This is a genomic window from Leuconostoc sp. JNUCC 76, from assembly GCF_053667755.1.
Window position 1 is genome coordinate 437,811 of record NZ_CM132206.1, and the last position, 13,529, is coordinate 451,339.

The 13,529-nt window shown below is 36.5% G+C and carries 11 protein-coding genes; 9 read left to right on the plus strand and 2 right to left on the minus strand.

The genetic code is table 11. The annotated features are described in order from the left end of the window. Positions 1–16: 16 nt before the first annotated feature. A complete protein-coding gene (locus JNUCC76_RS02395) occupies positions 17–877 on the plus strand; it encodes a YihY/virulence factor BrkB family protein (RefSeq protein ID WP_454155499.1) in 861 nt (286 codons plus the stop codon). After that, the gene (locus tag JNUCC76_RS02400) at positions 861–1,454 is read left to right on the plus strand and encodes a DUF1054 family protein (protein ID WP_454155501.1); all 594 of its coding nucleotides are present in this window, start codon (positions 861–863) and stop codon (positions 1,452–1,454) included. The genes JNUCC76_RS02395 and JNUCC76_RS02400 overlap by 17 nt, the downstream gene beginning before the upstream one ends. Before the next feature lie 49 nt (positions 1,455–1,503). Here JNUCC76_RS02400 and JNUCC76_RS02405 read toward each other — a convergent pair whose 3' ends face one another. Together JNUCC76_RS02405 and JNUCC76_RS02410 are read right to left on the minus strand one after the other, a co-directional pair. Continuing rightward, complete coding sequence (locus JNUCC76_RS02405; protein WP_454155502.1) at positions 1,504–3,591, minus strand: cation:proton antiporter; 2,088 nt, start codon at positions 3,589–3,591, stop codon at positions 1,504–1,506. Positions 3,592–3,628: 37 nt separating this feature from the next. Beyond that, the gene (locus JNUCC76_RS02410; protein WP_454155504.1) at positions 3,629–4,618 is read right to left on the minus strand and encodes a LacI family DNA-binding transcriptional regulator; all 990 of its coding nucleotides are present in this window, start codon (positions 4,616–4,618) and stop codon (positions 3,629–3,631) included. Between the two features lie 120 nt (positions 4,619–4,738). On the opposite strand from JNUCC76_RS02410, the gene JNUCC76_RS02415 reads away from it, so the two are divergent. The 7 genes from JNUCC76_RS02415 to JNUCC76_RS02445 all read left to right on the plus strand — a co-directional run bounded on the left by JNUCC76_RS02415 (position 4,739) and on the right by JNUCC76_RS02445 (position 13,501). Next, positions 4,739–4,993, plus strand: a complete 255-nt coding sequence (locus JNUCC76_RS02415; RefSeq protein WP_010286019.1) for a hypothetical protein — start codon at positions 4,739–4,741, stop codon at positions 4,991–4,993. A gap of 10 nt (positions 4,994–5,003) precedes the next feature. Continuing rightward, the gene (locus JNUCC76_RS02420) at positions 5,004–5,747 is read left to right on the plus strand and encodes a sugar phosphate isomerase/epimerase family protein (protein ID WP_454155507.1); all 744 of its coding nucleotides are present in this window, start codon (positions 5,004–5,006) and stop codon (positions 5,745–5,747) included. A gap of 15 nt (positions 5,748–5,762) precedes the next feature. After that, positions 5,763–7,040: a gluconate:proton symporter gene (locus tag JNUCC76_RS02425; RefSeq protein ID WP_454155508.1), complete on the plus strand. Its 1,278-nt coding sequence runs from the start codon at positions 5,763–5,765 to the stop codon at positions 7,038–7,040. Between the two features lie 21 nt (positions 7,041–7,061). Next, a complete protein-coding gene (locus JNUCC76_RS02430; protein ID WP_454155510.1) occupies positions 7,062–8,024 on the plus strand; it encodes a sugar kinase in 963 nt (320 codons plus the stop codon). Position 8,025: 1 nt separating this feature from the next. Continuing rightward, positions 8,026–8,970, plus strand: coding sequence for a phosphoglycerate dehydrogenase (locus JNUCC76_RS02435; RefSeq protein WP_454155512.1), 945 nt, complete (start codon positions 8,026–8,028; stop codon positions 8,968–8,970). A gap of 81 nt (positions 8,971–9,051) precedes the next feature. Then, entirely contained in the window at positions 9,052–11,586 is a 2,535-nt protein-coding gene (locus JNUCC76_RS02440; RefSeq protein ID WP_454155514.1) for a M1 family metallopeptidase, read from the plus strand. A 142-nt stretch (positions 11,587–11,728) separates the two neighbouring features. After that, a complete protein-coding gene (locus tag JNUCC76_RS02445; protein ID WP_454155516.1) occupies positions 11,729–13,501 on the plus strand; it encodes an oleate hydratase in 1,773 nt (590 codons plus the stop codon). The last annotated feature ends 28 nt before the right edge of the window (positions 13,502–13,529 follow it).

The window sequence follows — 13,529 nt, forward strand, 5'->3', positions numbered from 1 at the left end:
TTGAGATAATAATAGTATGAAAAAGAAAATTATGAACACATGGCGTGTCTTAGATGCACGATTAAAACTTTCAACGTTATCCATGCTTTTAACGCGTTCACAAATTGGATATGTCGGGCCAACTTTTGCTTATTATGCGCTTTTAACAGTATTTCCAATTTTAATGGGGGCAGCACTTGTCGTATCTTTTACTAGCATTAGTACTGCTGATTTATTGACTATGATGCGCAATACATTGCCAAAAAACATTGAAAACATTGTGATACCAATCATGAAATCAGTGTTGTCATCAAGGAGTACTTCGTTACTGTCATTTTCTGTTTTATTTACCATTTGGTCAATTTCACGTGTAATTGCGGTCTTTCGTCAGTCATTTAATGCAATTTCGGATGTTCAAGAACACATCAGTGGTTTATTAACCCGTGCATTTTCGTTTATTTGGCTACTATTTATTCTTACTGTATTTGCTTTATTAATGATTGGTAGTAACGTGTTAACTATTGTCATGCAGCATTTACCACACTCAGAGTGGACTAGTTTTTTGCAACATCAAACTCCTTGGTTTATTTGGATAGGATTATGGTTGGCATTAACCATGATGAATTTTTTCTTACCAGCAAAAGATGCAAGAGCACCATTACGTTTTGTTATTATCGGAAGTTTCCTAGAACTAGCCATGTTGAATCTTCTGAATAAAGGATTTACATTTTATGCACAATTTGCACTAGGCAAATATGATTTTTATCAATCTGTTAGTTCGATGATTGCGATGCTTATATGGCTGAACCTGATTGCTACGATTTTGGTAGTGGGATATGTTGTTATTAAGTGGTTATCTGTCATTAATTGGAGGAAAATAAATGTTTCAGAACAGTGATTTTGATATTTTTGAGGACCAGACCTTACAAGGTAGAATGGAAAAAATACGAACGATTATTGATCCTAAATTTGAGCAGTTTGCAAAAATTGCGTTGCCAATACTGAGCAGTGATGGACAGGAGTGGTACGCTCACGTTGCGAAACATTTGCGTAGAACAACTTATACACCTGAGAATACTTGGGTTGCCTTTGCACCAAATAAGCGTGGCTACAAAATGATGCCTCATTTTGAGTTAGGTATCTGGGCAGACAATGTTTACTTGTATTTGGCTGTTGAAGAAAATATGAAACCTGCACAGACAACAGAGATTGTTCAAAAATTAAATGAAGTTAATTCATTGGTTGAAAGATTACCAACATTTTATCGTTTAAGTCAAAACCACATGTTAAATGAAACCACCTCGTTAGCATATTTTGATGAATCAGTAAAACGATTTAAAACAGTTAAACATAGTGAAGTTTTGATAGGAATAGAAATTAGACGTGGTGATGACAGATTTGATAGTAATGAGTTGACAGAATCATTATTATTAACCTTACAAAAATTGCTACCAATATATGAAAAGTTAAAATAAAAATAATGACTAAGCCAGTATATATACTGGCTTAGTCATTATTTTTATTTTAATCAGCTAATGCTTCAATTTGGTTAATCTGTTGTAGTTCAAGCGTTTGAGCTTCATTAATTTCATTATACAATACGCTTGCTAACTTATTTGGAATTTTACCTGCAGAACTTGCTTGCTGAATATAATTATACTCATATTGAAATGCCTGAATGTATAGATCACTATCAATCTGAGGAGTTTCTTTATTATATTCACGTTTGATTAAACTGAAATAACGGTCAAATCTTTGTCGTACATAACTTATATATTGATGATCTTCAGTCTCATTTTTTAGGCTTTCTCGTAACAATGCATCTAAATATTTATTGACTTCAATGATAACGTCATTATTTAATAACAGCAATCCATCATGTACATTTTGCCATTGTTGCATTTTATCTTGATGTTCTTCAGCCCATTTTTCGCGACCTTGTAAACGTTGTTTTTTAGTGATTTGGCCGTTCTGAATGTGCCATTTAGCATGTCTAAATTGTGCGTGTATGTAATGACGAATTCTTCGTAGTGATTTACGTTGGAAAAAATTATTAATTTTTAGACGATTGACAATCTTTTCATAAGTATCAATTACTTCAGCGCTATACTCTTGTTCGACATTATCACTATGAATAAAAGTTAAAATGAAGTCTTTAGTATCACTTAATAAATCACTGTATCTTTGAGACACATAATCATTATTCATTTGGTTTTCATTTAACCAACCTTTTTGTGACTGTAATTGCATCGTAATCGCTTCGCGCACAGTGTGATCTTCAATCGTTTCAGATACTTTTAATGAAGCATAATCAACCATTTGATTACGAATGGCTTCTAAATCCTTTTTGGTATAAGTTTCAATTTTCTGTGGCAGCACAACTGGTAAAATGATAGCACTCATCAACATACTAATTAAAATAATCAGCGTAGCAACTACAATCAGTTCAGCGCGATAGGGGAAATTGTGATTAGCAATTGTTATTGGTAATGAAAATGCCATTGCTAATGTCATCGTTCCATGCACACCACTGATAGCGAATACATGAGACAAAAAACGATGTTGTTTAGGATTATCATGATTATCAAAGAATGTACTGGCAGCTTGATTATCTTCACGAAAAGCCCATACATAACGGACAACGTACATGGCTATATAAATTAAAATGCTTAAACCTAATAATTGTGATATGCCAAGAAAACCCATCGTATTAATTTCTTGCCAAACAATAGGTAATGAAATGCCTAAAATAATAAACACAATACTGTTCAAAACATTAGAAATAGATTCCCAAATCGTATTAGAAGTAAGTTGCACACGAGTTGATGTTAATCGAAGTTTATTTGATTCCCAATTATGCACAATACCGGTTGCCACCACAGCCAAAATACCAGAAGTACCAAATGATTCTGCTAAGAAATAGACGATAAATGGTGTTAATAAACTAATTGGAATGATTGTTGTTTCAGGGCTTGACGTTCTAAAAGTGATATTTGTTCGAATAGCAACGATTATAAAGCCAGCAATTATACCGATAATAGCCCCGCCCACAGCAACGAATAAAAAATGACCGATTCCTGCAATGAGTGAAAATTTTCCTTTTTCCAATACGGATAATGCTAAATCTAGTAGCACTAATCCTGTTGCGTCGTTAAATAATGATTCAAGTTCCAAGGCTTCACCAACGCCATTGGGCATGTCAACTGAGGCAGTCATCGATTTTACGGCAACGGCATCGGTAGGAACAACAATTGCAGCCAAGGCAATAGCTAAAGGTAATGTCCACTTAACTTCTACACGATTAGCAATCAATCCGACAACAATCGCAGTCACAATCGCTAAGACGACGGATAGTAGAAAAATAATCGAAAAACGTTTTTTAATTTTCGAAAAAGATTGTTTTTGACCGTCTAGGAACATTAGCGGGGCGATAATCATTAACATGAAAAATTCAGGTTCAAGTTCAAAATTTTTGAATATTGGTGTTAGTGATAAAACTATACCAACAACAATTAAAATAAATGCTTCTGGAATTTTTGGAACAAATTGTTTAATAAGATTCGTACCAATAACACCAATTAATAATAAAGCTAGTGTATATAATGCAGTCATACATCCCCCTTGATAAAAATTTAAATAAATGAATTTTTTAAAGTGATTCTCTAATTTGAATCGTTGATGGTATTCGAATTGTTTTAGATAACGCTTTTTGATCAGTCATGATTTGCATTAAATTATCTGCAGCTGTGCGACCGATTTCTTGAGGGTTTTGAGACACAGAAGTAATTTCTGGTGAAATCATGTCAGCAAACATATCATCATCGTAACCAATTACACCAACATCATCAGGAATAGAGATATTGTTTTTCTTTAAGAATCGAATAATCTCCCATAAAACCTGACCATTGAGCGCATAAAGCGCTTTTTTTGTGTCCGAATGAATCATTTTTAGTAATAAATCTTGCCAGTTTTTATTGTCATCGATTTCAATTAACTCGATGGTTATATTGGTATCTGCAATACCTGATTTGAGACCGTTATAACGGTTCATACGGCTAGAAACACCATTGATATGATTGGATAAAACTATAATTTCTTCATATTTTTTTGATTTTATCAATTCAGCTACTTCAATTGACTTTTGAAAATTATCCGATACCACTGCTGGCCAAGTAAACGGTTCCGTATATCTATCAACTTGCACTACTGGAATATTTTCATCAATTAATAGTTGGTAGTGAGTTGGTTGGTGAACAAGTGGTTGTAGGATAATACCGTCAATTTTTTCGGTTACCATTTTTTCCAAATTACTGTATTCACGATCGATCGAGTTATCACCGTCCATAATCAAGACTTGATAAATTGTATTTTGAAAATAGTCACTAATTCCCTTCAAAAGACGAGATGTATACATGTTAGAAATATCGGCTACAGAAATACCAATTAAAAGAGAGTTCTTAGCTTTTAAAGCTTGAGCCTGTCGGCTGGGATGATAATCCAACTCATTAATTGTTTTAGCAATTCGTTCTTTTGTCGCTTCAGACATATTATCAAATTTCCCATTTAAAAAACGGGAAACAGTCGTCTTCGAAACCCTTGCCATTTCAGCTATAACGTTGATAGTCACTTTTTTACTCATGAGAATATTATACGACAAATAAAAAAAAGGGGTTGACAAATATTTGGAAGCGTTTACAATATATCATGTAAACCGGTTTCCGAAAACGATACACGTAATCCGAAATAGAAGGGTAAAAAAATGGAAAAAGAGCAGTTACATATTGATCCAGAAAAATTTGCATTACAATTTCTTGAGTCTTTTAAATTGAATTTCGATGCTAAGAATCTGGAGGGTATGGCTAAACAACAATTGGCAGCATATCTATCAGCTTATTTTTTAGTTGAAAAGTTTAACAAAATTGAAGGTGAAAATTTTGATCGTTCGCAACCTAATTTGTCAGATTTAGGATTTGATGAGCTATTGAAACATGTAACAGAATTAAATAAGTATTGAGGAGCGGATAATGAAAAAAGAACAAATTGTTTTAAATAATTTAGTATTCATGAATGATCGTGAGAAGGGAATGCAACAACTTGAAATGCTAAAAAAAGCTGTGTCATTCGGTGTCTCATCGGTTGAATTACGACGGGAGTACTTTGACGACATTATTAAAGAAACCCCAGCCATTGCGCAGTATGCAGCTGATAACAAGTTGCGGTTATTTTATTCTGTACCAGATGAGGTATTTGTGAACCATCGTCTTAATCCAAAATTGGCACAATACTATGATGAAGCACAGGCGCTTGGCATTTATGCGATTAAATTTAATATCGGAGATTTCGAAACGTTATCTTCGGAAGATGTTTCTGAGTTAAGCCAATTACTAACGCGTGGTATTCAAACAAATATTGAAAATGATCAAACTCAAGTTTCAGGAAAGATAAAAGCCATTGAAAAGTTTATGTCTGCTGTTACCGAAAATAATTTAGATATTCGATATGTTTATGATATGGGTAATTGGCGTTATGTTGGTGAAGATGAAGTTTTGGCAGCTGAAAAACTAGCACAGTATGTGCGCTATATTCATGTTAAAGATGACCAAGGACACGGTGATAATTTGGTAACCGTACCGCTTAATGAAGGAGATATTGCATGGCAATCAATTTTGAACATCTTGCCAAGCAACGTTCCCATAGCGGTTGAATATCCAACAGTTAATGACAAAGTTATACAAGATGGCGTTCAGGCACTCGCCATGTTTAGTTAAAGGGGTGCAAGACTTATGACTAATATAATTATTAGTATTTTGCTCTTACTAACATTCGTAGGCTTTATCTATTACATTGTTAAAGGTGGTAATTTAGTTATTGGTTTCTTTGTAATGGCGCTTCTCTGGTCTGTTATTGGGCTGGTACCTTTCGACCAAGTTGTTCAAAAGGTTATTGCAGAGCCAGCATTGAATTATGGACCAACAATTATTTATATTGTTTTTGGTTCTTGGTTTGGTCGTGTACTAGTTGATTCTGGTATAGCTGGATCCATTTCGGCACAGACTGAAAGAGTTGGACGAAAAGCGCCTATTTTAGCAACAATATTAGTTGTGCTCGTTACAGCATTGATTTTCTCGTCGGCATACGGCGTTGGTTCGGTTATTGCCATTGGTGTTATATTAATCCCAATCTTGTTGTCGATTGGTGTCCCTAAAAAGGTAGCTATTCCAGCATTCACAATGGCTATTGGTGCGCCAATGTACATTAACGTAGTCCTATTTAACCAAATAAAAGCGTTCTTCCCGTCAGTTAATTTTTCGGGAAAATACTTGATTTTTGGATTAGCAGCCATGGGAATTCAATTATTAGGCGTTATTATCTTCATATTGCTTAATAGTAAAAGCATTAAAAATAGTGAAATTGAAACAATTGATGACAGTAAGCAAGCAACCTTTCAGAAAACGCATCCAATTACATTTATCATCCCCGTTTTACCGGTGGCCTTGAATATGTTCTTCCATTGGGATGCTATTCCTGCTCTGTTATTGGCAACTATTATTGCGTTGTTATTGACAGGGCAAATGAAATCTTATAAAGGATTAGTTGCTTTTATCAACAAAACAGTTTCACAAGCAATCAATGATATTTCTGGTCTGATCATCTTCTTGATGGCATTGGTTATGTTTGCCGGAGCAGCTACTATGAATGTGCCCCATTTTAAAAGCATGATTGAAGTGATATTACCAAGTAGTCCATTGGTTTTGGCGATTGCTATTGGTATATTAGCACCATTGGCTTTGTTCCGCGGTCCTCTGCATGTTTGGGGAGCAGGAGCAGCTACGGCGGCAGTTTTAGCTGCTACAGGTACTTTCCAACCAATATTTTTGCTACCACTTCTTTACACGGCAAGTATTATGGCAGTTTCCATTGATTTAACACAGTCATGGAATACATGGGCGCTAACATACTCAAAGTTGGAAACAAAGGAATACTTAAAAATGGGCATTCCAGTGATGTGGGTAGTATCGTTTGTGAACGAACTATTAGTTTATGGCTTTTTCGGGCATTAAAAAGGAGTTAGGAGAAACAAGATGAGTGAAATTTTAACATTAGGTGAACCGGTAGTGACGTTTGCTTCTACCGACTTAAATAAGGGTTTAGTTGATAGTATTAATTACTATAAATTTTTGGGTGGTGCTGAACTAAATGTTATGATCGGTGCTACTCGATTAGGTCATAACACGGAATACATTTCTCAGGTTGGTGCAGATCCGTTGGGTCAATTTACCATTAAGGAAATAGCGCGTTATAATGTTGGTAATCATTATATTGCTACAGATGAAAATAATTGGACGGCTTTTCAATTAAAAGAATTAGTTGATCAAGGAGATCCATCAACTTTTAATTTTCGTAAAAATTCAGCTGCGGCACACTTTGACAAATCATTAATTGATCAAGTTGATTTTTCCGATGTAAAGATAGCCCATTTATCAGGAATTTTCCCAGCAATTTCGCTTCAAGCACGTGAAGCATTCCGTTATTTTGCTGAACAATTAATTGATCATGGTATTAGAACAACATTTGATCCAAACTTACGCCCTGCTTTATGGGAGTCTAAAGAAGTGATGATTGAAACGATCAATGATTTAGCAAAGTATGGTGAAATTGTTTTACCTGGTATTGATGAAGGTGAAATCCTAATCGGATCAAGAGATCCAGAGACTATCGCCGATTTTTATCTGAATAACAGTGACCGCACACAAACTGTTGTTGTCAAAATTGGTTCTGATGGAGCCTACGTCAAAAACAAGAGCGGTGAGAGTTACATTGTTAATGGATTTAAAGTTGAAAAGGTCGTTGATACTGTTGGCGCAGGAGATGGATTTGCGCTTGGCTTGATTACCGGTTTGATTGAAGGATTGACTATGGCAGATGCTGTGCGACGGGGGAACGCTGTAGGTGCTCTACAAGTTCAAACACCGGGTGACAACGATGGGTACCCAACACAAGAAGAACTAGAAGCATTTTTAGCAGATAATAAGAAAGAGGCATAATATGACAGAACAAGTATTCTTACCAGATGATATTCCAGCAGTTGGGAAAAAGATTCTTGAAGATGCAGGATTAGAAGTAGTCGTTGGTTCTGGTCGTGATCATGAAAAGATGAAGACTGAAGGGGCAGAGGCAAGTGCTGTATTGATTGGTACACAAAAGTTTGATGCGGATATAATGGACGCTATGCCAAATTTAAAGGTTATTGCACGTAATGGCGTTGGTTATGATGCTGTTGACGTGGATGCTGCAACTCAGCGCGGTATCTACGTTGTGAATACACCTAAAGCTTTATCAGGATCAGTTGCTGAAACGGCTGTCTCTGAGTTATTAGCTATCAGCAAGAACTTATATCAAGATTCAAAAGCAATTCATGATGATAATTGGAATTATCGAAAGGCACATCCAGGCCGTGATATTGAAGGGAAAACTGTTGGTATCTTAGGATTTGGTCGTATTGGTCAGCAAGTTGCTAAAAAATTAAGTGGGTTTGATGTTAAGGTCATTGCTTTTGATCCCTTTGCCAAGGATGTGCCTAATGTTGAATTGGTTGATCGTGAAACGATTTTTAAAACTGCCGACTATGTGATGGTTCATTTGCCTGCATTACCTGAAACTCAGCATTCAATTGGTGCAGATGAGTTTAAGTTAATGAAAAATGACGCATTTTTAATTAATATGGCTCGTGGTTCTATTTTGGTTGAATCTGATTTGGTCTCGGCTTTGAAATTGGGTGAGATAGCTGGTGCGGCTTTAGATGTCTTTGAAGAAGAGCCATTGCCTGTTACGAATCCATTAGTTGCATTGGAAAACGTTTTGCTCACACCACATATTGCCTCTAATACAGTTGAAACTAAGGCGCGTATGGCGGTTGATGCAACCAATGACATTGTTCGGGTATTATCTGGCAAGAACCCAGAATCAGCTGTGAATAAAATTGATAAATAACTAGAAAAACGACTGCTTGAAAGTCGTTTTTTAATTTCAAGGTGTATAATGTAGCTATTCTAATAGATTACAGGAGAAAACATGACTCAATTCACACGGATTTATAATAATTTTCAACCTGAACACTATGATATCTATTTAGATATTAATCGTGAGACAAAACAGTTTAATGGTAAAACAAAAATTAGTGGTAATGCGTTGGTCAAAGATATTGCCTTACATCAAAAAAACTTGCAAATTCAGTCCATTCACATTAATGAAAAAGAGATTCCTTTTGTCATTGACGAAAATGCTGATTTGATTCAGATTTCGACAGAAATTATTGGTCATATAGACATCACTGTGATTTATAAGGCAAGATTAACCGACACAATGATGGGTATTTATCCTTCGTATTATGAGCTAGATGGTGTTAAAAAACAAATTATCGGTACACAATTTGAAACAAGTTTTGCTCGTCAAGCCTTTCCAAGTGTGGACGAACCGGAAGCTAAAGCGACATTTGATTTATCAATCAAGTTTGACGAACAACCAAATGAAACAATTTTAGCCAATATGCCAGAAATACGCACAGAAAATGGCGTACATTATTTTGATACAACCGTTCGGATGTCAACTTATTTAGTGGCCTTTGCTTTTGGAGAATTACAGAGTAAGCAAACGGTTACTAACACAGGGGTAAAAGTTGGTGTATTTTCTACCAAGGCACATGCTCCCAAAGAATTGGATTTTGCACTGGACATTGCTAAAAGATCGATTGAGTTTTTCGAAGAATTTTATCAAACGCCGTACCCATTACCACATTCTTGGCAACTAGCCTTGCCTGATTTCTCTGCAGGAGCAATGGAAAACTGGGGATTAGTAACTTACCGTGAAGCTTATGTATTGCTTGATCCTGAAAATTCAGCGTTGAATACCAAACAAGTTGTTGCCACTGTTATTGCTCACGAATTAGCGCATCAATGGTTTGGCGACTTAGTCACGATGAAATGGTGGGATGATTTGTGGCTCAATGAAAGCTTTGCTAATATGATGGAGTATGTGGCAATTGATGCCATTGAGCCTGATTGGCACATTTGGGAAAGCTTCCAAGCAAGTGATGTTGTTTCAGCATTGAAGCGAGATAGTACAGATGGCGTCCAACCAGTCCACACCCAGGTACAACACCCAGCCGATATTGATGCTTTGTTTGATCCAGCAATTGTTTATGCTAAGGGAGCAAGACTACTGGTGATGGTTCGTTCTTTGATTGGGGATAAGGCCCTACGTGAAGGGCTAAGAAAATACTTTGCTCGTCATCGCTATGCAAACGCAGCAGGCGCTGATTTGTGGGAGGCTTTGGGTGAAACTTCAGGTCAAAATATTAAAGCAGTGATGGATTCTTGGTTGGAACAACCAGGATATCCAGTGGTTTCAGCAAAAGTTATTGATGGACAGTTAACCCTATCTCAAGAACAGTTTTTCATTGGTGAGTACGAAGAAAGTGCTCGTCAGTGGCAAATTCCCTTAAACAGCAACTATGATGCGGCCCCTCAACTACTAGCCAATGAGCGTGTAGTAATTGGTGATTATGCCCAATTACGTGAATCAGTTGGCGCACCTTTTAGACTGAATAACGGTAATGATTCGCATTTTATTGTTAAATATGATGCTCAATTACTAACAGATATTTTAGAACATCTTGATGAATTGGATAATATTTCGCAAAGACAAATTCTTCAGGATTTACATTTGTTAGCCGATGGTAGGCAGATTACCTATGCTGATATCGTGCCACTACTGCTTAATTTTGCTCACAAAGATGCCATGTTGGTTAATGCAGTACTATATGGTATTCTTTCAGACTTGAAGAAGTTTGCTACACCAAATTCAGCTGAAGAAAAGGCTTTGAAAGAATTCTATGATGTACTAAGTAGAAAACAAGTAAAACGTTTGGGTTGGGCCGGCCAAAGCGGTGAATCGTACGACGATCAGCTCACACGTCCTTATGTTTTGAATGCTTCTTTGTATGCAGAAAATCCTGATACAATTGCAACAGCTCATGAATTATTTGAGAAAAACAGTGATAATTTACAAAATCTATCTGCTGATATTCGTCACTTTGTACTCGCCAATGAATTGAAGCACTTTGGAAACACGTCATTGTTTGAACAATTGTTAATCACTTATCGAAAATCTTCTGATGCTAATTACAAAGCTGACTTGCGCTCGGCCTTGACTAGTACCCCAAACTCAGATTTAATTGTAAAATTGATTGATCAACTAAAGGACGCTGACACGATTAAACCGCAAGACCTCCGTGGTTGGGTCTATAGTTTGCTAGTTAATGATAAAAGTCAGCAGTTAGCCTGGGATTGGGTTCGTGAGCAGTGGCAGTGGCTAGAAGACACGATCGGTGGTGACATGGAATTTACAATGTATATTACTGTTATTGCTGCTGTGTTCCATACACCGGAGCGACTAGATGAATTTAAGGCGTTCTTTGAACCCAAGTTGAATACGCCTGGATTAACACGGGAAATTACTATGGATATTAAAGTGATTTCAAGTCGTGTTGATTTAATCGCAGCTGAGAAGGATGATGTGAATATGGCCATTTCTGAGGCTATAAAATAAACTAGTGAAAAAGCAAACGATTATATGTTTGCTTTTTTGATATAAATCATTTTGTGGTAATCCTTTTGAATTGCTAATTAATAACGACTTAGAGTAGAATGGGTTTGTATTGAAAGCGTTTTCTATTAGAAAGGGGATCACGATGTATTATAGTAATGGTAATTATGAAGCATTTGCAACACCACGCAAGCCAAAGAACGTAGAACAGAAATCAGCATATATTGTCGGTTCAGGGTTAGCAGGATTGGCTGCTGCAGTATTTCTTATTCGTGACGGTCATATGAAAGGAGAGTCAATTCATATATTTGAAGAACTCCCATTGGCTGGTGGTTCATTGGATGGTATTCAACGACCAAATGTTGGTTTTGTCACACGTGGCGGCCGTGAAATGGAAAATCATTTTGAGTGTTTATGGGATCTATATCGCTCAGTGCCATCATTGGAAATCCCTGGAGCTTCTTACCTCGATGAGTATTATTGGCTGGATAAGGATGATCCTAACTCATCAAATTGTCGGTTGATCTATGATCGAGGAAATCGTGTGCCAAACGACGGTGATTATACGTTAGGTAAATCATCTGAAGAAATTATTAAATTGATTATGACGCCTGAAGCAAAGTTAGGCACAACGACGATTGAAGATTATTTTTCAGAAGACTTTTTCAAAAGCAATTTTTGGATATATTGGGCAACAATGTTTGCTTTTGAAAAGTGGCATTCAGCAATCGAGATGAGGCGTTATGCAATGCGCTTCATTCACCATATTGATGGGCTACCGGATTTTTCAGCATTGAAGTTCAATAAATACAATCAATATGATTCGATGGTATTGCCTTTGATCAAGTATCTCGACGATCAGGGTGTTGATGTACAGTTTGATTCTAGGGTTGATAATGTCATTGTGAATTTTGATCATGGCAATAAAGTTGTCAAGGAATTACAGCTCACTGTTGCAGGAAAGCCAGAAACTAAACAGCTTACAGCAAATGATTTAGTTTTCATAACGAACGGTTCCATTACTGAGAGTACGACCTATGGGAGCCATTTTGAACCAGCGCCAGTTACAAACGAACCCGGTGGGTCGTGGCGTTTGTGGGAAAAATTAGCTGAACAATCAGACGAATTTGGTCATCCAAGTGTGTTTTATCAAAACTTACCAGAAAAAAGTTGGTTTGTTTCAGCGACAGCAACAATTAAAAATACTGAAATTGATTCCTATATTGAACGGCTTACCAAGAGAGATTTACATGACGGTAAAATTAATACAGGTGGCATTGTAACCATTACTGATTCAAACTGGTTGATGAGTTTTGCCGTCCATCGTCAACCACATTTTAAGCAACAAAAGCCAAATGAAACAACAGTTTGGATCTACGGACTATATTCTGATGTTCCTGGTAACTATGTTAAGAAGACTATCGTAGAGTCTTCTGGTCAGGAAATTACACAAGAATTTTTGTACCACCTAGGTGTCCCTAAAAGTAAAATTAATCAACTAGCACAGCAAGAATCAATTAACACTGTTCCAGTGTACATGCCGTTTATTACAAGTTATTTTATGCCACGTGTCATGGGTGACCGTCCAAAAGTAATTCCGGATGGCTCTGTTAATTTGGCATTTATTGGGAATTTTGCTGAGTCACCTTCGCGAGATACAGTCTTTACTACGGAATATTCAGTACGGACTGCTATGGAGGCTGTATATAGCTTGCTAGATGTTGAGCGTGGCGTACCAGAAGTCTTTAATTCAATCTATGATATTAGAGAATTATTGCGAGCTATGTACTATATGAATGATAAAAAGCCAGTGAGCGAAATGGATTTGCCAATTCCTAAACTAATACAAAAAGTTGGGCTTAAGAAAATTAAAGGTACTTGGCTAGAAGAATTATTGGCAGAAGCACACTTATTATAAGCTTTGTCAGGCACTCGTCCGCAGATGA

What these genes read in the sequence shown, in the direction of transcription:
- JNUCC76_RS02395 (WP_454155499.1), top strand. Translation starts at nt 17, where the DNA reads ATGAAAAAGAAAATTATGAACACATGGCGTGTCTTAGATGCACGATTA.
- JNUCC76_RS02400 (WP_454155501.1), top strand. Translation starts at nt 861, where the DNA reads ATGTTTCAGAACAGTGATTTTGATATTTTTGAGGACCAGACCTTACAA.
- JNUCC76_RS02405 (WP_454155502.1), bottom strand. Translation starts at nt 3,591, where the DNA reads ATGACTGCATTATATACACTAGCTTTATTATTAATTGGTGTTATTGGT.
- JNUCC76_RS02410 (WP_454155504.1), bottom strand. Translation starts at nt 4,618, where the DNA reads ATGAGTAAAAAAGTGACTATCAACGTTATAGCTGAAATGGCAAGGGTT.
- JNUCC76_RS02415 (WP_010286019.1), top strand. Translation starts at nt 4,739, where the DNA reads ATGGAAAAAGAGCAGTTACATATTGATCCAGAAAAATTTGCATTACAA.
- JNUCC76_RS02420 (WP_454155507.1), top strand. Translation starts at nt 5,004, where the DNA reads ATGAAAAAAGAACAAATTGTTTTAAATAATTTAGTATTCATGAATGAT.
- JNUCC76_RS02425 (WP_454155508.1), top strand. Translation starts at nt 5,763, where the DNA reads ATGACTAATATAATTATTAGTATTTTGCTCTTACTAACATTCGTAGGC.
- JNUCC76_RS02430 (WP_454155510.1), top strand. Translation starts at nt 7,062, where the DNA reads ATGAGTGAAATTTTAACATTAGGTGAACCGGTAGTGACGTTTGCTTCT.
- JNUCC76_RS02435 (WP_454155512.1), top strand. Translation starts at nt 8,026, where the DNA reads ATGACAGAACAAGTATTCTTACCAGATGATATTCCAGCAGTTGGGAAA.
- JNUCC76_RS02440 (WP_454155514.1), top strand. Translation starts at nt 9,052, where the DNA reads ATGACTCAATTCACACGGATTTATAATAATTTTCAACCTGAACACTAT.
- JNUCC76_RS02445 (WP_454155516.1), top strand. Translation starts at nt 11,729, where the DNA reads ATGTATTATAGTAATGGTAATTATGAAGCATTTGCAACACCACGCAAG.